This is a genomic window from Pseudomonas fluorescens, assembly GCF_002022275.1.
GTDB lineage: Bacteria > Pseudomonadota > Gammaproteobacteria > Pseudomonadales > Pseudomonadaceae > Aquipseudomonas > Aquipseudomonas fluorescens_AJ.
Map to the genome: position 1 here is coordinate 378,118 of NZ_MSDF01000016.1, position 21,515 is coordinate 399,632.

The 21,515-nt window shown below is 61.1% G+C and carries 10 protein-coding genes; 5 read left to right on the forward strand and 5 right to left on the reverse strand.

All coding sequences use genetic code 11. The features are described from left to right. Positions 1-76 precede the first annotated feature (76 nt). The gene (putA, locus tag BFW87_RS13810) at positions 77-4,030 is read right to left on the reverse strand and encodes a trifunctional transcriptional regulator/proline dehydrogenase/L-glutamate gamma-semialdehyde dehydrogenase (protein ID WP_078740343.1); all 3,954 of its coding nucleotides are present in this window, start codon (positions 4,028-4,030) and stop codon (positions 77-79) included. Between the two features lie 459 nt (positions 4,031-4,489). On the opposite strand from putA, the gene putP reads away from it, so the two are divergent. The 4 genes from putP to BFW87_RS13830 all read left to right on the forward strand — a co-directional run bounded on the left by putP (position 4,490) and on the right by BFW87_RS13830 (position 9,881). Further along, positions 4,490-5,974, forward strand: a complete 1,485-nt coding sequence (putP, locus tag BFW87_RS13815) for a sodium/proline symporter PutP (protein ID WP_078740344.1) — start codon at positions 4,490-4,492, stop codon at positions 5,972-5,974. A gap of 204 nt (positions 5,975-6,178) precedes the next feature. Beyond that, complete coding sequence (locus BFW87_RS13820; RefSeq protein WP_078740345.1) at positions 6,179-8,179, forward strand: type VI secretion system Vgr family protein; 2,001 nt, start codon at positions 6,179-6,181, stop codon at positions 8,177-8,179. 40 nt (positions 8,180-8,219) lie between these two features. Beyond that, positions 8,220-8,945, forward strand: a complete 726-nt coding sequence (locus BFW87_RS13825; RefSeq protein WP_078740346.1) for a DUF4123 domain-containing protein — start codon at positions 8,220-8,222, stop codon at positions 8,943-8,945. 99 nt (positions 8,946-9,044) lie between these two features. After that, positions 9,045-9,881 carry a 23S rRNA (adenine(2030)-N(6))-methyltransferase RlmJ gene (locus BFW87_RS13830; protein WP_078740347.1) on the forward strand — a complete coding sequence of 279 codons (837 nt, stop codon included), beginning with the start codon at positions 9,045-9,047 and terminating at the stop codon, positions 9,879-9,881. Positions 9,882-10,060: 179 nt separating this feature from the next. Here BFW87_RS13830 and msrA read toward each other — a convergent pair whose 3' ends face one another. From msrA to aceE, 4 genes are all read right to left on the reverse strand, one after another. Continuing rightward, positions 10,061-10,708 (reverse strand): peptide-methionine (S)-S-oxide reductase MsrA, encoded by a 648-nt coding sequence (msrA, locus tag BFW87_RS13835; RefSeq protein ID WP_078740348.1) that lies wholly within the window; start codon positions 10,706-10,708, stop codon positions 10,061-10,063. A 72-nt stretch (positions 10,709-10,780) separates the two neighbouring features. Then, positions 10,781-13,474 (reverse strand): putative bifunctional diguanylate cyclase/phosphodiesterase, encoded by a 2,694-nt coding sequence (locus BFW87_RS13840; protein ID WP_078740349.1) that lies wholly within the window; start codon positions 13,472-13,474, stop codon positions 10,781-10,783. Positions 13,475-13,779: 305 nt separating this feature from the next. Then, positions 13,780-15,426 (reverse strand): dihydrolipoyllysine-residue acetyltransferase, encoded by a 1,647-nt coding sequence (gene aceF / locus BFW87_RS13845; protein ID WP_078740350.1) that lies wholly within the window; start codon positions 15,424-15,426, stop codon positions 13,780-13,782. An 11-nt stretch (positions 15,427-15,437) separates the two neighbouring features. Next, entirely contained in the window at positions 15,438-18,083 is a 2,646-nt protein-coding gene (gene aceE / locus BFW87_RS13850; RefSeq protein ID WP_078740351.1) for a pyruvate dehydrogenase (acetyl-transferring), homodimeric type, read from the reverse strand. Between the two features lie 383 nt (positions 18,084-18,466). Between aceE and glnE the strand changes: the two genes are divergently transcribed. Then, entirely contained in the window at positions 18,467-21,406 is a 2,940-nt protein-coding gene (gene glnE, locus BFW87_RS13855) for a bifunctional [glutamate--ammonia ligase]-adenylyl-L-tyrosine phosphorylase/[glutamate--ammonia-ligase] adenylyltransferase (protein WP_078740352.1), read from the forward strand. Positions 21,407-21,515 lie beyond the last annotated feature (109 nt).

Below are 21,515 nucleotides of genomic sequence, written 5' to 3' on the forward strand. Positions count from 1 at the left end.
CATAAAGGTGTCGGCTGGCATTGCCCTATCGCAGGCAAGCCAGCTCCCACATTTTTTACCGCGTTGTGTCAGTTAGTTACCCGATGGTCATCAGGCTTGCGTTACCACCCGCCGCAGCCGTGTTAACACTCAACGCCCGCTCAATCACCAACCGCTCCAGCGCAATCGCTGTCTCGCCTTGCGACAAACCATGCACCCCAACAATCGCACCGCCACGCTGCGCCACTTGCTGGCACACCGCACGCAACTGGTCGGAATCGCCGTGATGCAGGACGGCATCGAACACCACCTCGTCCTTGGTCCAGTCAGCCACACGCTTGATCTTCGCCTGAACTTCCTTCGGCAGGCGTGGGAACAAGACCTTGGTCAGGTCGGTTTCCGGCCATACCGCCGAGCCGCCTACGGCCAAGACCGCCGCCAACTGAGTCAGCAGATCGCCTTCGACTTCCGCGAGAGACAGTACATGCTCGCGCGGCAGGATGGCGTAGCTGTTGCGCTCGCCGGTCGGGCCGGCCAGCACGCGGGTGATACCGCTTTGCGATTGCGCTGCAAACTGGCCGCACAGGGCACTCAGGTCGCTGAACTTATTGCTGTCAGCCCAGGTTTTCAGGGCGGTCAGCGGTTGGCTCATGGCATCGCGCAGGCGCACATCCGGCGCAGCCAGCTTGTCGCCACGTACGAAGGATTGTTCGATTGCATCCGTAGGACGCGTCGACAGCAGACGGTACAGGTACAACGGACCACCGGCTTTCGGGCCCGTCCCCGACAGGCCTTCGCCGCCAAACGGCTGCACGCCGACCACGGCTCCCACAATGTTGCGGTTTACGTAGACGTTACCGGCGTTGACGTTGTCGATCACCTTGGCGATGGTCTCATCGATACGCGTATGCACGCCCAGGGTCAGGCCGTAGCCCGACGCATTGATCTGGCCGATCAACTGGTCGATCTCTTTGCGCTTGTAGCGCACCACGTGCAGCACCGGGCCGAAGATCTCGCGTTGCAGTTCGTCGAAGCTTTCCAGTTCGATCAGGGTCGGCATCACGAAGGTGCCGCGTTTGATCTCTTCGCCGTCGGCAATCGCCACCTGATAAACATTGCGGCCTTTGTCGCGCATGGCCTGGATGTGTTTCTCAATGCCGGCTTTGGCTTCGGCGTCGATCACCGGGCCGATGTCGACCGACAGGCGCTCTGGGTTGCCCAGACGGCATTCCGCCATGGCGCCCTTGAGCATTTCGATGACGCGATCTGCCGAATCTTCCTGCAGGCACAGTACGCGCAGGGCCGAGCAACGTTGACCGGCGCTGTCGAAGGCCGACGACACCACGTCGATGACCACTTGTTCGGTCAGTGCCGACGAGTCGACGATCATGGCGTTCTGGCCACCGGTTTCGGCGATCAGCGGAATTGGACGACCCTGGGCATCCAGGCGGCCGGCGACGTTGCGTTGCAGCAAGCGCGCGACTTCGGTGGAGCCGGTGAACATCACGCCTTTGACACGATCATCGCCGACCAAACGTGCGCCGACGCTTTCGCCCTGGCCCGGCAGCAATTGCAGAACGCCTTCCGGAATACCGGCTTCCAGCAGAATGCGCACGGCTTGAGCGGCCACCAGCGGCGTCTGTTCGGCAGGCTTGGCCAGTACCGGGTTACCGGCGGCCAGCGCTGCGGCGACTTGGCCACTGAAAATCGCCAGCGGGAAGTTCCACGGGCTGATGCACACCACCGGGCCCAGTGGGCGGTGGGCGTCGTTGGTGAAATCGTTGCGCGCCTGGACTGCGTAGTAGCGCAGGAAATCCACGGCTTCACGCACTTCGGCGATGGCGTTGGCGAAGGTCTTGCCGGCTTCGCGGGCCAGCAGGCCCATCAGTGGCTGGATTTCGCTTTCCATCAAGTCGGCGGCGCGTTCCAGAATCGCGGCGCGCTCGGCGGGCGGGGTGGCCTGCCAGATCGGGCCAGCATTAATGGCGCACTGAATCGCATTGTCGACGTCTTCGACGGTCGCTTCCTGAACATGGCCGACCACGTCACGCAGGTCGGACGGGTTCAGTACCGGGGCAGCCGCTTCATTGCTGGAGGCGCAACCGAGCATCGGTGCGGCTTTCCAGTGGTTGTGCGCGGTCGCCAGCAGGGCGCAGGACAGTGACGCCAGACGGTGTTCGTTGGCCAGGTCGATACCGGCCGAGTTGGCGCGGTCGCTGCCGTAGAGGTCACGCGGCAGAGGAATACGCGGGTGCGGCAGGCCGAAACCGCCTTCCAGCGTCGCCATCTGCTCAATGCTGGCCACTGGATCGGCCACCAATTCCTGAATCGAAATGGACTGGTCGGCAATCCGGTTGACGAACGAGGTGTTGGCGCCGTTTTCCAGCAAGCGACGCACCAGGTAAGCCAGCAGCGTTTCGTGAGTGCCGACCGGCGCGTACACGCGGCACGGACGGTTCAGCTTGCCTTCGGAAACCTTGCCTACAACCTGCTCGTACAGCGGTTCACCCATGCCGTGCAGGCACTGGAATTCGTACTGGCCGGGGTAATAGTTCTGACCGGCGATATGGTAGATGGCCGACAAGGTGTGGGCGTTGTGCGTAGCGAACTGCGGGTAGATGACTTCCGGCACCGACAGCAGTTTGCGTGCACAGGCGATGTAGGAAACGTCGGTGTACACCTTGCGCGTGTACACCGGGTAGCCTTCCAGGCCTTCAACCTGGGCGCGCTTGATTTCGCTGTCCCAGTACGCGCCTTTTACCAGGCGGATCATCAGGCGGTGACGGCTGCGGCGGGCCAGATCGATTACGTAGTCGATCACATACGGGCAACGCTTCTGGTAAGCCTGAATCACGAAACCGATGCCGTTCCAGCCGGTCAGCTGCGGCTCGAAGCACAGGCGCTCCAGCAGGTCGAGCGACAGCTCCAGGCGGTCGGCTTCTTCGGCGTCGATGTTCAAGCCGATGTCGTAGTGCTTGGCCAGCAGGGTCAGGGACAGCAGGCGCGGGTACAACTCATCCATCACGCGCTCGTACTGCGCACGGCTGTAACGCGGGTGCAGTGCCGAAAGCTTGATGGAAATGCCCGGACCTTCATAAATCCCACGGCCGTGGGAGGCTTTGCCGATGGAGTGAATGGCTTGTTCGTACGAGGCCAGGTACTTCTGGGCGTCGTGTTCGGTGAGTGCGGCTTCACCGAGCATGTCGTAGGAATAACGGAAGCCCTTCGCTTCGAACTTGCTCGCATTGGCGAGGGCTTCGGCGATGGTTTCGCCGGTGACGAACTGCTCGCCCATCAGGCGCATGGCCATGTCGACGCCCTTGCGGATCATCGGCTCGCCGCTCTTGCCGATGATGCGGCTCAGGGACGACGTCAGGCCGGCTTCGTTATGGGTGGCGACCAGTTTGCCGGTCAGCAGCAGGCCCCAGGTGGCGGCGTTGACGAACAGCGACGGGCTGTTGCCCAAGTGCGGCTGCCAGTTGCCGGTGCTGATCTTGTCGCGGATCAGCGCGTCACGGGTGCCTTTGTCCGGGATGCGCAGCAGCGCTTCGGCGAGGCACATCAGCGCTACGCCTTCCTGGGATGACAGCGAAAATTCCTGCAGCAGGCCCTGGACGATGCCTGCACGGCCGCCAGCGCTTTTCTGATTACGCAGTTTTTCGGCGATCGAAGAGGCGAGCTTGTTGGTCGCTTCGGCCATTGCGGCAGGCAAGCGAGCCTGCTCGATCAGCATCGGCACCACTTCCGGCTCCGGGCGACGGTAAGCGGCGGTGATCGAGGCGCGCAGTACGGATTGCGGCAGGATGCTCTCGGCGAACTCCAGGAAGCACTGGTGGGCGTGGTCGTTCTGCACCTCGCCTGCGTCTTCAGCGTCCTTGGTGCTCAAGCCATTGAGCTCGGTCAGGGTTGCACCCCCCTCCAGTTTCTCCAGGTAATTGAAAATCGCCTGCTTGATCAGCCAATGCGGCGTGCGATCAATGGAGGACGCGGCGGCTTTGAGGCGCTCGCGGGTCGGGTCGTCAAGTTTGACCCCAAGGGTGGTGGTTGCCATCTTTTTATCCTCATGGGTGCCACTACCGAGTGGCATCTGCTGGCGGCAAGATTAGCTTTGCGCATGAAGAGGTGCAACCGGGTGCAACCTTTTTATCCATGATAATTTTTGATGGTGATCACGCGGAATGATCAGGGCAACCAAATCGGTCTCACAACGGTGCAATTAGTTCTGAATTTCGCTGGGCTTGCTCCGAAAAGGAGCAAAAACGGCGCATTTTCCGAAATTCGCCTCTGGGTGCAACTTATTCTCAAGAAACTGGTTGCACCTTATTTGCTTTGTTGAATAGCATTCGCGCCAAAGGTGCAACCACCTTAGCGGTTCGGTTCATCGGCTGGCGGCTTTCCTGGGGAAACGTCAGTCATAAATGCGCGGCACGCAGGTTCGTCTTCCACGTAGCAGTGGGTGGCCGTCTGACAGACCGTCGCTACATAAAAACAAAGCCAGGGCGTCACTCTTATGAGCGTTAGTAATCCAACCCTGATCACGTTTGTGATCTACATCGCAGCAATGGTGCTGATCGGCTTCATGGCCTATCGCTCCACCAACAACCTTTCCGATTACATCCTTGGCGGTCGCAGCCTCGGCAGCGTGGTGACAGCTTTGTCCGCCGGCGCATCCGACATGAGCGGCTGGTTGCTGATGGGCCTGCCCGGCGCGATCTACATGTCGGGCCTGTCGGAAAGCTGGATCGCCATCGGCCTGATCGTCGGTGCTTACCTGAACTGGTTGTTCGTGGCCGGTCGCCTGCGCGTGCAGACCGAGCACAACGGCGATGCCCTGACCCTGCCGGATTACTTCTCCAGCCGTTTCGAAGATAAAAGCGGCCTGCTGCGGATCATCTCTGCGGTGGTGATCCTGGTGTTCTTCACCATTTATTGCGCTTCCGGCATCGTTGCCGGCGCCCGTCTGTTTGAAAGCACCTTCGGCATGTCCTACGAGACCGCGCTGTGGGCCGGTGCTGCAGCGACGATTGCCTACACCTTCGTCGGTGGTTTCCTGGCAGTTAGCTGGACAGATACCGTACAAGCCACGCTGATGATTTTCGCGCTGATCCTCACGCCGATCATCGTGCTGCTGGCTACTGGCGGCATCGACACTACCTTCCTGGCGATCGAAGCCAAGAACCCCGACAACTTCAACATGCTGAAAAACACCTCCTTCATCGGCATCATCTCGCTGATGGGCTGGGGCCTGGGTTACTTCGGCCAGCCACATATCCTCGCGCGTTTCATGGCGGCGGATTCGGTGAAGTCGATTGCCAAGGCGCGCCGCATCTCCATGACCTGGATGATCCTGTGCCTGGGCGGCACCGTGGCCGTGGGCTTCTTCGGTATTGCCTACTTCTCGGCGCACCCGGAAGTGGCAGGCCCGGTCACCGAGAACCACGAGCGTGTGTTCATTGAACTGGCCAAGCTGCTGTTCAATCCATGGATCGCCGGTGTACTGCTGTCGGCTATTCTCGCGGCGGTGATGAGCACCCTGAGCTGCCAGTTGCTGGTGTGCTCCAGCGCCCTGACCGAAGACTTCTACAAAACCTTCCTGCGTAAAAACGCCTCCCAGGTTGAACTGGTGTGGGTCGGTCGCCTGATGGTGCTGCTGGTGGCGCTGATCGCCATCGCCATGGCGGCCAACCCGGAAAACCGCGTGCTCGGCCTGGTGAGCTACGCCTGGGCCGGTTTCGGCGCTGCGTTCGGCCCTGTGGTGCTGATCTCGGTGATCTGGAAAGGCATGACCCGCAACGGCGCACTGGCCGGCATCCTGGTCGGCGCGATCACCGTGATCGTGTGGAAGCACTTCTCGCTGCTGGGTTTGTACGAAATCATCCCGGGTTTCATCTTCGCCAGCCTGGCGATCTACGTCGTCAGCAAGCTGGGCGCACCGACTGCCGGTATGGTCGAGCGTTTTGATGCGGCGGAAGCAGACTACAACCTCAACAAGTAATGTCTTCGGGTGCTGAGCGCCCGTCGAGTTGAAAAAAGGCCCGCGTCCTACGGATGGCGGGCCTTTTTTTACGTGCGATTTACGTCGGTCCGAAGAAAGTTCAGACGCTGATTTGTAGGGAATTACTGATTTGTAGTGGGCGTGCTCAGGAGGGTGGAAGAGTGGTGCAGAATCGGCCGCCTACCCCTCGCAGAGAAACACCGGATGTTCGCTCCTGCCAATCAAAGTGCCTTTACCCTGACCCTCGACGGGGAGCCCAGTGAACTCAAGGTATTCAAGTTCAAGGGCACCGAAACCATCAGTCAACCCTATAGCTTTGACCTTGAGCTGGTCAGCGAGCAGCCCGACCTTGACCTGGAAAGCTTGCTGCATCGCCAGGCGTATCTCGGCTTCGATGACAAGGGCCGCGGCGTGCATGGCCTGGTTTATCGGGTGGCGCAAGGCGACGCCGGGCGGCGTTTGACGCGCTATCAGATCAGCGTCGTACCGCAGTTGAAGTATCTGGCTCACAGCAGCCATCAGCGGATTTTCCAGCACAAAACCGTGCCGCAAATTGTGGCGCAGGTACTGGTAGGGCAGGGGATTCAGAGTGACTGTTTCGAGTTTCGCCTGAGCGGCACTTATCCTGTTCGCGAGTATTGCGTGCAGTTCGGTGAGAGCGATCTGGCGTTCATCCAGCGGCTGTGTGCCGAGTTGGGCATTCATTACCACTTCCAGCATTCTCCCGACGGCCACCTAGTGGTGTTTGGCGATGACCAGACGGTATTTGCCCAGCCCGACCAATCCACCCCTTACACGCCTGGCTCCGGAATGGTGGCTGATACGCCCGCCATCAAGCGTTTCACCGTGCAGTTGCAGACCCGCACCACGGCAGTGAGCCTGCGCGATTACGATTTCCGCAAGCCGCGCCTCGGGCTGGAAAGTGCAGTGGCGGGCGAGCAGCTTCCGAAGCTGGAGGCGCAGGATTATCCCGGCCACTTCAGTGACCGGCCCCATGGCAAATACCTCGCGCAGCGCGGCCTGGAGCGACAGCGCAGTGAGTATCGGATTGCCCGTGGCGAAGGCGATGAGCCGGCGCTGGTCAGTGGCCGGTTCCTCAAGCTCAGCGGGCATTCGCGCGCAGACTGGAATGATTTATGGCTGGTGACGAAAGTCACCCACGAAGGCAAGCAGCCCCAAGTGCTGGAGGAGGCTGTTACCGAGGTCTCTGGCGGGGATTTTCGCCAGGGCTATCGCAATGATTTTGTCGCCGCACCGTGGGATGTGATCTTTCGCCCACCATTGCCAGAGCAGCCACGCCCAACCATTCCGGGCTACCAGAACGCGGTCGTCACCGGCCCTGCCAACAGTGAAATTCATTGCGACGAATACGGCCGGGTCAAAGTGCAAATGGCCTGGGACCGCGCCGGCAAGCACGACGACCACTCCAGCTGCTGGCTGCGCGTTGCCAGCGGCTGGGCCCATGACTGTTACGGTTCGGTGCTGATTCCACGGGTCGGCATGGAAGTGCTGGTGGGCTTCGTTAATGGCGACCTGGACATGCCGCTGGTGGTGGGCTGCCTGCCCAACGCCGCTACACCCGTGCCCCTCGACTTGCCAGCCGACATGACCCGCAGCATTTTCCGCAGCCAAAGCAGCCCTGGCGGTGGTGGCTACAACGAACTGCGCATCGAAGACCGCAAGGGCGCCGAAGAAATCTACCTGCGCGCCCAGCGCGACTGGACCCAGCATGTGCTGCATGACCAGCAGGTGCAGGTCGATAACGCGCGACGGGTGAAGGTTGGGGGTGAGTCGCACCATGAGCTGCAGGGCGAAGAAGAGCGCATCACCCATGGCAACCGCCTGACCGAACTCAAGCAGGATGATCACGTGGTGATCGGTGGTTCGCAGCAGATACGCGCGGGGCGGACCATTCAGATTGGCGCGGGGCAGAGCGTGGTCATCGATGCGGGCGCTACCGTCACGATTCAGGCGGGCGGGCAGTCGATCACGCTCTCGGCCGGCGGGATCTTCAGCAGCGTGCCGATCCAGCTCGGCGGCGCGCCCGCTCCGGCAACTTCGCCTTTGATGCCTGGAATCAAGGAAAAACTGCTGGCAGTTATCCCCGCACCGCTAAGCCCCGTGCAAGTCGCCAGCTTGAAACGCAGCGCGCCGTTTTGTGAGGAGTGCGAGCGTTGCAGGAATGGCCAGTGCGACGTCGCCTGAGCCCACTATTACCCCTGAGCCTTAAAAGGAATTTGCCCCTATGCTTCAACCCATGACGCCCATTGCATGGCTGGCCGAAAACCCTCTGCGTCCCGGCGAGCAACTCTTCGCAGTGCTGGGTAACGCCAGTGATGCCAAGCCGCTTGGCGCGTGGCAATCCACCGCCGCCGGAGCATTCCCTCAATCGCTCTGGGCCGGCACGGCTTATGCCGAGTGGAGTGAAGTGATGCCCTATGTTGGCATCATCGAATCCGACAGCCCCTTCCTGGATTGGATAGCCGCGACCGAGGCGACAGACTGGGGCTGGCTGGCGGTGTCGTCGAGCCCGCTGGAAACCGTCGTGGCGCACCTGCAAAGCCTGACCAAGGTGTATTTGCCGGATGATCAGCAGGTGTTTCTGCGTTTTTGGGATGGCACGCAGTTTCTGCCGATGTTGCAAAAGCTGGGCGTCGAGGCGGGAAAGGTATTGCCGGTGTTTGAACGCTATCTGATCAATGGGCAGGCGCTGTCAGTGACGACGGGGGCGGTCACGGCTGCCAAAACCAGCCCATGGTGGCGAGTTCCGGCGCCGTTGCTGGAACACCTGGCTGAGCAATCTCCGCAAACCCTGATCGACAACCTGCTGCAATGGCTTGAGGAGCAACGTCCTGATCTGTACACGGCGTTCAAGCCTGAGACCTTGCAGCACAAGGTCGCCTACTTCGCGCGCAGCCCGGAAGTCAGCCATAAAGCGCTGGTCGATTACCTGGCTTTGGAGTTGAGTTGAGCTCAAGGGCTGTGTCGACGGCATCGGCCCCACCCGACACGCAGCCCTGCACCTTTGCCCGCGTAGAAGGTAAACTTCGCCCCCTGCGCAGGAGCAACCATGAATTATCGTCACGCCTATCACGCCGGCAACCACGCCGATGTCTTCAAACACCTGACCTTGACCCGCCTCATCGCCCTGATGTCGCGCAAGGAGCAGCCGTTCGCCTACCTCGACACCCACGCCGGCATCGGTCTGTACGACCTGCAGGGCGACCAGGCCAACCGCACCGGTGAATACCTGGAAGGCATTGCGCGCCTGTGGGGCGAAAGCGACCTGCCGCCACTGACCGCCGACTACATGCGCGTGCTGCACGAGATGAACCCGGACGGCCAGTTGCGCTATTACCCGGGTTCGCCGGAGCTCGCGCGTCGCCTGACGCGGCCTCAGGACCGTGTTTTGCTCAATGAGAAACACCCGGAAGACGGTGTGCTGCTCAAGGACAACATGAAGGGCGATCGTCGGGTCAAAGTGCACTTGGGCGAAGGCTGGCATGTGCCTCGCGCCATGCTGCCGGTGCCGGAAAAGCGCGCGTTGATGCTGATCGATCCGCCGTTTGAAAAGCTCGACGAGATGCAGCGCTGTGCGGCGTCCCTCAAAGAAGCGGTCAGCCGTATGCGCCAGACCGTTGCGGCGATCTGGTACCCGGTGAAGGACCAGCGCATGCTGCGTCGTTTCTACCAGGACCTGGCCGGCACCGGCGCGCCGAAGCTGCTACGCGTTGAATTGCTGGTGCACCCGCTGGATACGCCAGACACCCTGACGGGTTCGGGCCTGGCGATTGCCAACCCGCCGTGGGGGCTGGAGGAGGAGTTGCGCGAGTTGCTGCCGTGGCTGTCCAAGAAGCTTGGCCAGACCCAGGGTGGGTGGCAGATGGATTGGCTTATCGCGGAATAATCAGCGACGAGCGGGCTGTTGTGGCGAGCGAGCTTGCTCGCGCTGGGCTGCGTAGCAGCCCCAAAACCGGTTAATGCGGTCTATCTGAAAAACCGCAGCGGTCTTGTTGGGGCCGCTTCGCAGCCCAGCGCGAGCAAGCTCGCTCGCCACAGGGGATTTGCATGATCCGCAAGGTGGCCTTAGATCGGGCAGGTCACGCCTGTACCGCCAATCCCGCAATAGCCCTGCGGGTTCTTCGCCAGGTACTGCTGGTGATAGGTCTCGGCAAAGAACACCGTCGGTGCTTCTTCGATTTCCGTGGTAATCACACCCAGGCCAGCCTTGGTCAGTTCACCTTGATACGCCTCGGCACTGGCCTGCGCCGCCGCCAGTTGTTCCGGCGTGGTCGCGTAGATCACCGAGCGGTATTGGCTGCCGATGTCGTTGCCCTGGCGCATGCCCTGAGTCGGGTTGTGCAGTTCCCAGAACATTTTCAACAGGTCTTCGTATTTCACTTTGGCCTGGTCATACACCACCAACACCACTTCGCTGTGGCCGGTCAGGCCCGAGCAGACTTCTTCGTACGTCGGGTTCGGCGTGTAGCCACCGGCATAACCGACCACGGTGCTGACCACGCCATCGCGCTGCCAGAATTTACGCTCGGCGCCCCAGAAGCAACCGAGGCCGAAAATCGCAAAACCAACATCGTCCATGAACGGGCCCAGCAGCGGGTTGCCGTTGACGAAATGCGTCTCCGGCAAGGCCATCGGGGTTTCACGGCCAGGCAAAGCTTGTTCTTGAGTAGGCAACACGTTTTTGTTCACCAGAATTTCCGAGCGCAAGACCATGATCAGTCCTCTCAGTCAGATTGAGTTATGTAATAAGACAGACAACCAGTGTGCCCGAGTGTTACAGCGCTGTCAGGCGATTGGCCCGCGTGGATAGCGTTTAAGCTTCTCCAACAGCTCTGCGCCGGGGATTGGCCGGTCGAACAGGTAGCCCTGGCCGACGTCGCAGCGATGCCTGCGCAGGAACGCCAGCTGCTCGGCGGTCTCGATGCCTTCGGCCACGACCTTGAGTTTGAGGTTGTGGGCCATGGCGATGACCGCCGAGGTGATTTCCATGTCGTCCTGGTTGTCCGGGATTTCGTGGATAAAGCTGCGGTCGATCTTGATGATGTCGATGGGGAATTTTTTCAAATAACTCAACGACGAGTAGCCAGTGCCGAAGTCGTCCATGGCCAGGGTCAAGCCGAAGCTTTTCAGCTGGTCAAGCTGCAGGCGCGTGTCTTCGGTGGCTTCCAGCAACAGGCCTTCGGTCAGCTCCAGTTCCAGCAGGTTGGCGGGCAGCTGTTCTTCCTTGAGGATGGTGGCGATGGAGGCCACCAGGTCCGGGTCGGAGAACTGCTTGGGCGACAGGTTGATCGCCACCTGCAAGTTGCCCATGCCATTGGCGCTCAGTTGCTTGCTCATGCGGCAGGCCTGGCGCGCGATCCATTTGCCGATCGGAATGATCAACCCGGTTTCTTCGGCCACGCTGATGAACTGGTCAGGGCGGATCATGCCCTTTTCCGGATGGTTCCAGCGCAGCAGCGCTTCCATGCCCAGCAAGCGGCCGCTACGCAAGCACAGCTTGGGCTGATAGAACACGTCGAGCTCGTTCTGGGTCAAGGCGCGGCGCAGGTTGTTTTCCACAAACAGCTTGTAGCTGGCCTCGGCGTTCAGCGCTTCGGTGAACACTTGCACCTGATGTTTGCCGTTGGCCTTGGCCTTATGCAGAGCAAGGCCTGCGTTACGCATCAGGGTCTGCGGGTCGCGGCCATGCAGCGGCGCGCAGGCCAGGCCCACGGAGCCGGTGACGCTGATCAACTGGTTGTCGACGAACATCGGCTTGTCGAGGGTGGTCAGCAACTGGCTGGCGATTTGCTGGCCCGTCTCAAGGTCAGTGTCATCCAGCAGCACCGCGAACTCGTTACTGGCAAACCGCGCCAGGCTGCCGCCGGCACTCAGGCTGTTGCGCAGGCGCCGGGCCAGGCTGATCAGCAGTTTGTCGCCGGTCTGGTGGCCGAGGCTGTCGTTGATCCGCTTGAAGTTGTCGATGTCCACCAGCAGCAGGCTGATCGGGCTGTCGCTGTCGCGGGCGAAGCGTTCATCGAGGTTGCGGATAAACGCCGGACGGTTGCCCAGGTTGGTCAGGTTGTCGGTGTAGGCCAGGCGCTCGATGCGCTGCTGCGCGAGCTTGGTCTGGGTGATGTCTTCGTAGATGCCGATGTAGTGGGTCAACTCACGGTTGTCGCCATACACCTTGGAAATCGACAGCTGGCCCCAGTAGGGTTCCAGGTTCTTGCGCCGGCTTTTGAACTCACCTTGCCAACTGTTGCTTTTGGCCAGGGCGGAAGGCGCATCGAAGAGCAATTCGCTGAGGTTCTCCAGCGCCGGCAGTTGTGCCAGGCGGTGGCCGTGGACTTCCTCGGCGCTGTACTGGGTGATCGCAGTAAAGCTCGGGTTGACGTACTCCACCACGCCATCGCAATTGACCAGCAAAAAGGCGTTGGCGCTTTGCTCCACCGCGCGCTGGAACAGGTGCAGGGCGCTGGTCGCGGTGCGGCGGTTGTGGTTGTTGATGACTTGCGCGAACTGGTCCGCCAGCTCACCGGCAAAGGCGATTTCGTCGGATTGCCAAGCGCGCGAGCTGCCGCTTTGCTCCAGGCACAGCACGCCGACCACCTGGCCGTCCACGCGAATACTGGCGTCGAGCATCGCATGAACATCCTTGGCGCGCAGGCTCTCGGCCATTTCCCGGGTGCGCGGGTCGCGCATCGCATGGGTGGCGTCGATAGCGCGGCTGGAGTGCAGGGCTTCGAGGTAGTCGGGGAAGTTGCTGGCGTCGATGGCTTCGGGCAAGTGGTGCTGCTGGTCGTCGCGATGGTAGGCCGAGATCGGCACCAGGCGCTGGCCTTCGAGGTTCCAGATGCTGGCGCAGTCAATCTGGTAGATGTCGCAGGCGCTGCGGGTGATCAGCTCGGCGGCTTCCTGCAGCGAATTGGGCGTGGTGTAGCGCTGGCGGGCGAGCAGCAGGATCAATTCCTGTTGGGCGCGGACGCGTTCCAGGTGCTGCAGCTGTTCCTGCTGGGCGCGCTGGTTGAGCTCCAGAGCAATCTGCAGGCGGCTGTTCTGGTTTTCCAGGTCAGCAGTTGGGGCGGCAGTCGGGATTTCGCTGAACAGCCCGTCAACCACCATCAGGTAGCCGCGCAGCAGGTGACGATTGTGTTGTTTGTAGGCCTCGCCCATTTCCAGCAGGCTCAGCGGGCCGTCGTTGGTGTGCAGGGTGTAGCGCACCAGGTAATGCGGGCTCTGGGTCAGTTGCTGCTGGATCGCGTCGTGCAACTGATAGCGCGCCTGGGGTTCCATCAGGCTGGCGTAGGGCGTGCCGAGCAGGGCACACAGCTCGACCGCCGGCAGGCCGAATTGGCGTTCGCAATTGGGGTCGAGGTACAGCAGGGCCCAGCTTGCCTCATTCAGCCGCTCGAAACGCAGCATACCGAGGCGCGAAGGCACCGGTAACTGCGTCACTACCTCGGCCGCCATACGGGCGACATCGGGTTGGCTTTTCATGGGGGAAACTCGCTTGGGAAGATGCGCACGGCGCCGGGCTCACGCCCTCTTTACTGTCACCTGCGGCAAGGTTGCATCATGCAGCACGCACTGACAAGAGAGGATGAAGGCTAAGTGCTATATGGGTGTTATCGGCCGAGCGGGGGATTTCTGCAATCGGGGTGATGGAAGGTGTACAAGCCTGTTTTGTGTGTCCAATAAACACCCAAAAAAAGCCCCGCCAAGTGGCGGGGTTGAGGTACGAGCGTGGCGCTCGGAAATCGGTGTTGCCAGGCCTCCCTTGCGAAAGGGAGGCCTGTTGAGACTTACAGCAGAATGGTGCGAATGTCGTTCAGCAACTGGCTCAGACGCTGGGTGAAGCGAGCCGCCGCAGCGCCGTTGATCACGCGGTGATCGTAGGACAGCGACAGTGGCAGCATCAGCTTCGGCTGGAACGCTTTACCGTCCCATACAGGCTGAATGGTTGCCTTGGAAACACCCAAAATCGCCACTTCCGGCGCGTTGACGATTGGCGTGAAGCCAGTACCGCCAATGTGACCGAGGCTGGAGATGGTGAAGCAAGCGCCTTGCATGTCGTCGGCAGTCAGCTTCTTGTCGCGGGCCTTGGCAGCCAGCGCAGCGGCTTCGGCAGCCAGTTGCAGCAGGCTCTTCTGGTCAACGTTCTTGATAACCGGTACCAGCAGGCCATCCGGGGTATCGACCGCGAAGCCAACGTTCACGTATTTCTTGCGGATGATCGCTTTGCCGCTTGGTGCCAGCGAACTGTTGAAGTCCGGCAGTTCCTTGAGCAGGTGCGCACAGGCCTTGAGCAGCAGTGGCAACACGGTCAGTTTCACGCCAGCCTTCTCGGCCACGGCTTTCTGCGCAACGCGGAAAGCTTCCAGGTCGGTAATGTCGGCCTGGTCGAACTGAGTCACGTGCGGGATGTTCAGCCAGCTGCGGTGCAGGCTCGACGCGCCGATTTGCATCAGGCGGGTCATCGGCACTTCTTCGGTTTCGCCGAAGCGGCTGAAGTCCACGACCGGGATCGGCGGAATGCCCGAACCACCGGTAGCGCCGCCAGAAGCCGGGGCTTCCTTGGCTTTCTGCATCATGGATTTGACGTAAACCTGTACGTCTTCCTTCAGCACGCGACCGTGAGGGCCGGTGGCCGACACAGCGTTCAGCTCAACGCCGAACTCACGAGCCAGTTGACGCACGGCCGGGCCGGCGTGAACTTTGGCACCGCTTGGCGCAGGTGCAGCCGCCGGAGCCGGTGCGGCCTCGGCTTTTGCAGCAGGTGCCGGGGCAGCGGCGGCGGCGGCGGGTGCAGCTTCAGCCTTGGCAGCCGGAGCGGCCGCGGGTGCTGGAGCAGCAGCAGGCGCAGCGCCTTGTACTTTGAGCTTGAGGATGAAGTCGCCAGTGCCGACTTCGTCTTCCAGCTTGACCGCGATACTTTCCACGACGCCGGCAGCCGGCGAAGGGATTTCCATGGAGGCCTTGTCGGACTCCAGGGTGATCAGCGACTGGTCAGCTTCGACGGTGTCGCCGACCTTGACCAGCAGCTCGATGATCTTGGCCTTGCCTGACGAGCCGATGTCCGGAACATGAATGTCCTGAACACTGGCGGCGGCAGGTGCAGCAGCCGGGGCCGCTGGGGCCTCGGCAGCTTTTTCGGCAGGCTTTTCAGCCGGTGCAGCAGCGGCAGCCGGAGCCGCCGCAGGGGCCGCATCAGCGGCGCCTTCGATTTCCAGCTCAAGCAGTTCGTCGCCTTCTTTCAGGCGGTCGCCCAGCTTCACTTTCAGGCTCTTGACCACACCGGCTTTAGGCGCCGGGATTTCCATGGAGGCCTTGTCGGACTCCAGGGTCAGGATGCTCTGGTCGGCTTCGACGGTGTCGCCGACCTTCACAAACAGCTCGATTACTTCACCTTCACCGCTGCCGATGTCAGGTACGCGAATGAGTTCGCTCACAAAAAATCTCCTCAGCAGTCCAGTGGGTTGCGTTTTTCCGGGTTGATCCCGAACTTGACGATAGCGTCTGCCACTACCTTAGGTTCGATCTCACCACGGTCAGCCAAGGCTTCCAGGGCTGCCAACACCACGAAGTGACGGTCAACTTCGAAGAAGTGACGCAGCTTTTTGCGGCTGTCACTGCGACCGAAACCGTCGGTGCCCAGGACTTTGAATTCCTTGGACGGGACCCACTGGCGAATTTGTTCAGCAAACAGTTTCATGTAGTCGGTAGAAGCGATCACCGGACCTTTGCGGCCGTTCAGGCATTCTTCGACGTAGCTCAGTTGTGGCTTCTGACCCGGGTGCAGACGGTTGTTGCGCTCGACTGCCAGGCCGTCGCGACGCAGTTCGTTGAAGCTGGTAACGCTCCACACGTCAGCGCCGACGTTGAACTCGTCACGCAGGATCTTCGCCGCTTCACGCACTTCACGCAGGATGGTGCCGGAGCCCATCAGTTGCACGTGGTGCGCCGCTTCCTTGGTGTCTTCTTCGAGCAGGTACATGCCCTTGATGATGCCTTCCTCAACACCGGCCGGCATGGCTGGCTGCTGGTAGGACTCGTTCATCACGGTGATGTAGTAGAAAACGTCCTGCTGCTGTTCGGTCATCTTCTTCATGCCGTCCTGGATGATCACCGCCAGCTCATAGCCGTAGGTTGGATCAAAGGTGCGGCAGTTCGGGATGGTGGCCGCCAGGATGTGGCTGTGACCGTCTTCGTGTTGCAGGCCTTCGCCGTTCAGCGTGGTCCGGCCGGCAGTACCGCCGATCAGGAAGCCACGGGTACGGCTGTCGCCGGCTGCCCACGCCAGGTCGCCAATGCGCTGGAAACCGAACATCGAGTAGAAGATGTAGAACGGCAGCATCGGCTGGTTGTGGCTGGAGTACGAAGTACCGGCAGCGATGAAGGAGCTCATGGCGCCCGCTTCGTTGATGCCTTCTTCGAGGATCTGGCCCTTCTTGTCTTCCTTGTAGAACATCACCTGGTCTTTATCGACTGGCTCGTAGAGCTGGCCGACGGAGGAGTAGATGCCCAACTGACGGAACATGCCTTCCATACCGAAGGTACGGGCTTCGTCCGGGATGATCGGGACGATGCGCGAACCGATTTCCTTGTCCTTGACCAGCTGCGCGAGGATCCGCACGAAGGCCATGGTGGTGGAGATTTCACGGTCGCCCGAGCCGTCCAGGATCGCCTTGAGGGTATCCAGCGGTGGCGTCGGGATGTCGAAGCTCTTGGCGCGGCGCTGTGGCACGAAACCGCCCAGGGCAGTGCGGCGCTCGGCCAGGTAACGGGCTTCGGCGCTGTTCGGCTCAGGTTTGAAGAACGGCAGGTTCTCCAGCTCTTCGTCCTTGACCGGGATGTCGAAGCGGTCGCGGAACAACTTCAGGCTGTCGACATCGACTTTCTTGGTGTTGTGCGCAGTGTTCTTCGCTTCGCCGGCACCGGTGCCATAACCCTTGATGGTCTTGGCCAGGATGACGGTCGGTTGTTCTTTGTGGTTGACCGCTTCGTGGTACGCCGCGTAGACCTTGTACGGGTCGTGGCCGCCACGGTTGAGTTTCCAGATCTCGTCGTCGGACAGGTCTGCAACCATTGCCTTGAGTTCAGGCGTGTTGAAGAAGTGTTCACGGACGAACGCGCCGTCTTTGGCTTTGTAGTTCTGGTACTCGCCGTCGATGACTTCGTCCATGCGACGTTGCAGGATGCCGTCGACGTCTTTGGCCAGCAGTGGGTCCCAGAAACGGCCCCAGATGACTTTGGTCACGTTCCACTGAGCACCGCGGAACACACCTTCGAGTTCCTGGATGATCTTGCCGTTGCCGCGAACCGGGCCGTCGAGGCGCTGCAGGTTGCAGTTGATGACGAAGATCAGGTTGTCCAGCTTCTCGCGGCCAGCCAGGGAGATGGCGCCCAGGGATTCCGGCTCGTCACACTCGCCGTCGCCCAGGAAGCACCAGACTTTCTGCTTGCCTTCAGGGATGAAGCCACGCGCTTCCAGGTACTTCATGAAGCGTGCCTGGTAGATCGCCTGGATCGGGCCCAAGCCCATCGATACAGTCGGGAACTGCCAGAAATCAGGCATCAGCCAAGGGTGCGGGTACGACGACAGGCCGTTACCGTCCACTTCCTGGCGGAAGTTGTTCATGTGTTCTTCGGTGATGCGGCCTTCCATGAACGCACGGGCGTAAACGCCTGGGGAGGTGTGGCCCTGGAAGTAGATCAGGTCGCCGCCGTGTTCGTCGGTCGGGGCCTGGAAGAAGTAGTTGAAGCCGATGTCATACAGGGTTGCGCTGGATGCGAAGCTGGAGATGTGACCGCCCAGGTCCGAATCTTTCAAGTTCGTGCGCATTACCATCGCCATGGCGTTCCAGCGTACCAGCGAGCGAATGCGGCGTTCCATGAACAGGTCGCCAGGCATGCGTGCTTCGTGGGTAACGGGGATGGTGTTGCGGTATGGCGTGGTGATGGCGTAAGGCAATTGCGAGCCGCTGCGGGTCGCGAGTTCGCCCATACGGGTCATCAGGTAGTGAGCACGGTCTTCGCCTTCTTTGTCGAGAACCGATTCCAGGGCGTCCAGCCATTCCTGGGTTTCGACGGGATCGAGGTCTTGCATGGCTTGCTCCAGGGCGGAAAGGCTACCAGAATCGGTTGCCTGAAGTTTGCGACTGGCCTTGTGGGCAGACGACATAAATTCTTGGATGGCCGAAGGTTGCTTCGGCGTCCTGTAGTTTTACTACAAATCGTCGGCCATTTCAGCCTTTCGAATGTATATACGAGTAGTAAAACTACACAAGACTGAGCGTATGGCTCGGTCTGGCTGGTGAGCATAATCGTTATTGTTGATCATTTGCGAACAAGAAAAGGTGAAAGTTTGATGTTGGCTGCCAAGATGAAATTAATTTCAGCTATTTCTCACCTTTGTTCGACAGTCCTTCACCAAGCGTGGTTCTTGCCTTCACGGCAACACGCCCTTTACGCGCCGATCAAGGATAGACCATGAGCCTTCCAACGCTGGCCGAATTACCGGCCATTCTCTTGCCTTTTGCCCAGCGGGCCGAGCAGTCATTTCGTGACGCAGTGGCCGCGCTGGACGACGATCATGGACTTTCTGCGTGGACGCCGCAACGGTGGGCCGACTTCGTGCGCGTGTGCGCCGCCAGTGATTTCGTCATTGAACAGAGCGTTCGTGACCCTTTGATGTTGCTCGAGCTGGTGGCCTGGGGCGAGCTGGACCGTGGCTTTGCGCCCGGCGAGCTGTGCAGCCAGATCGCCGGCGCCGTGCAACAGGCCGAAACAGAAGATGAGATGGGCCGCGTGCTGCGTCGCCAGCGCACCCGCCAGCAAGTGCGCATCATCTGGCGCGACCTGACCCGCCAGGCCGATCTGGTGCAAACCTGCCGTGATCTTTCCGACATGGCCGACGCAAGTATCGACCAGGCCTATCAGTGGCTGTATCAACGTCACTGTGTTCAGTTCGGCACGCCGACCGGCCGGCGCAGCGGCGAAGCCCAGCACATGGTCATCCTCGGCATGGGCAAGCTCGGTGCGGTGGAACTGAACCTGTCATCCGACATCGATCTGATCTTCGCCTACCCCGAAGGCGGTGAGACGGTCGGCGTGAAGCGCGCCCTGGATAACCAGGAGTTTTTCATCCGTCTTGGTCAGAAATTGATCAAGGCCCTCGACCCGATGACCGTTGACGGCTTCGTGTTCCGCGTCGACATGCGCCTGCGGCCGTACGGTTCGGCCGGCGCCTTGGTGCTCAGCTTCAATGCGCTGGAGCAGTACTACCAGGACCAGGGCCGCGACTGGGAACGCTACGCCATGATCAAGGCGCGCGTGGTCGCTGGCGATCAAGTGGCTGGCGCGCAATTGCTGGAGATGCTGCGACCGTTTGTGTACCGCCGCTATCTGGACTTTTCCGCCATCGAAGCGCTGCGCACCATGAAGCAGCTGATCCAGCAGGAAGTGCGGCGCAAGGGCATGGCCGAGAACATCAAGCTGGGCTCGGGCGGCATTCGCGAAGTGGAATTTATCGCCCAGGCCTTCCAGCTGATCCACGGCGGCCGCGATCTCAGCCTGCAACAGCGCCCGTTGCTCAAAGTGCTCGGCACCCTGGAAGGCCAAGGCTATTTGCCGCCCGCGGTGATCGCCGAGTTGCGCAATGGCTACGAATTCCTGCGCTACACCGAGCACGCGATTCAGGCGATTGCCGACCGGCAGACGCAAATGCTCCCCGACAGCCCTGAAGACCAGGCGCGCATTGCCTTTATGTTGGGCTTTGCCGACTGGGCCGCGTTCCACGAACGCTTGATGTACTGGCGTGGCCGGGTCGACTGGCATTTTCGCCAAGTCATCGCCGACCCTGATGAAGAGGAAGGCGAAGAAAGCGAGTTGGTTGTGGGCGGCGAGTGGTTGCCGCTGTGGGAAGAGTCCCAGGACGAAGACGCCGCCTGCCGCCAGTTGGCCGAAGGTGGGTTCACTGACGCGCCAAAGGCGCTCAAGGCCTTGGCCGGCTTGCGCGGCAGCCCGCAATTGCGAGCCATGCAGCGCCTGGGGCGTGAGCGTCTGGATGCGTTTATCCCGCGCCTGCTGGCCCAGGCAGTCGAACACGCCAACCCGGATCTAGTGCTGGAGCGCGTCTTGCCGCTGGTCGAAGCCGTCGCCCGGCGTTCCGCTTATCTAGTGCTGCTCACGGAAAACCCCGACGCCCTGCGTCGGCTGTTAACCCTGTGCGCCGCCAGCCCGTGGATCGCCGAACAGATCACGCGTTTCCCGTTGTTGCTCGACGAATTGCTCAACGAAGGCCGCCTGTTCAAGCCGCCCTTGGCGCCGGAACTCGCCGCCGAACTGCGCGAACGCCTGACGCGCATCCCCGAAGATGACCTTGAGCAGCAAATGGAAGCGCTGCGTCACTTCAAACTGGCGCACCGCCTGCGCGTCGCCGCCTCGGAAATCGCCGGCAGCCTGGCGCTGATGAAAGTCAGCGACTACCTGACCTGGCTCGCCGAAGCCATCCTCGAACAAGTGCTGGCCCTGGCCTGGCGCCAGACCGTGGCGCGTTACGGCTCGCCGCAGCGGCTGGATGGCACCCTGTGCGACCCGGGGTTCATCATTGTCGGTTACGGCAAGGTCGGTGGCATCGAGCTGGGGCACGGTTCGGACCTGGACCTGGTGTTTATCCACGACGGCGACCCTCAGGCCGAAACCGACGGCGCCAAGCCCATCGACGGCGCGCAGTTCTTCACGCGCCTGGGCCAGCGCATCATTCACTTGCTGACCACTCAGACCAACTCCGGCCAGCTCTATGAAGTGGACATGCGCCTGCGGCCCTCGGGCGCTTCCGGCCTGCTGGTGAGTTCGCTCGGCGCGTTTGAGCGCTATCAACAAAATGAAGCCTGGACGTGGGAGCATCAGGCTCTGATTCGCGCGCGGGTGCTGGTGGGCAGCCAGGATGTGGGCCATGCGTTTGAGCAGGTCCGCGCCAGGGTACTCGGCCGCGAGCGGGAGTTGGCCACGCTGCGCCAGGAGGTCAGCGAGATGCGGGCCAAGATGCGCGACAACCTGGGTACCAAGTCCACAGCTGCCGGAACCGGCGCCAATGCCTTCGAGCCCACGGCAGTGTTCGACCTCAAGCAGGACGCCGGAGGTATCGTCGATATTGAATTTATGGTGCAATACGCGGCTTTGGCGTGGTCTGCGCAACATCCATCGTTGCTGCGCTACACCGACAATATCCGCATTCTGGAAGGCCTGGAGCAGGTGGGGTTGATGCCCGCCGCCGAGGCCCATTTGCTGCGTGAGGTGTACAAGGCCTACCGTTCCGCCGCGCACCGCCAGGCCTTGCAAAACGAGGCCGGTACGGTGGCCGGGGACCAGTTTGCCGACGAACGGCGCCAGGTGATGCGAATCTGGAAAGAACTGGGATTAAGCTGAAACTTGATTAAATGTGGGCGCGGGCTTGTGTGGGAGCTGGCTTGCCTGCGATGCAGAGACCTCGGTTTATCAGTGACACCGGGTCGATGCAATCGCAGGCAAGCCAGCT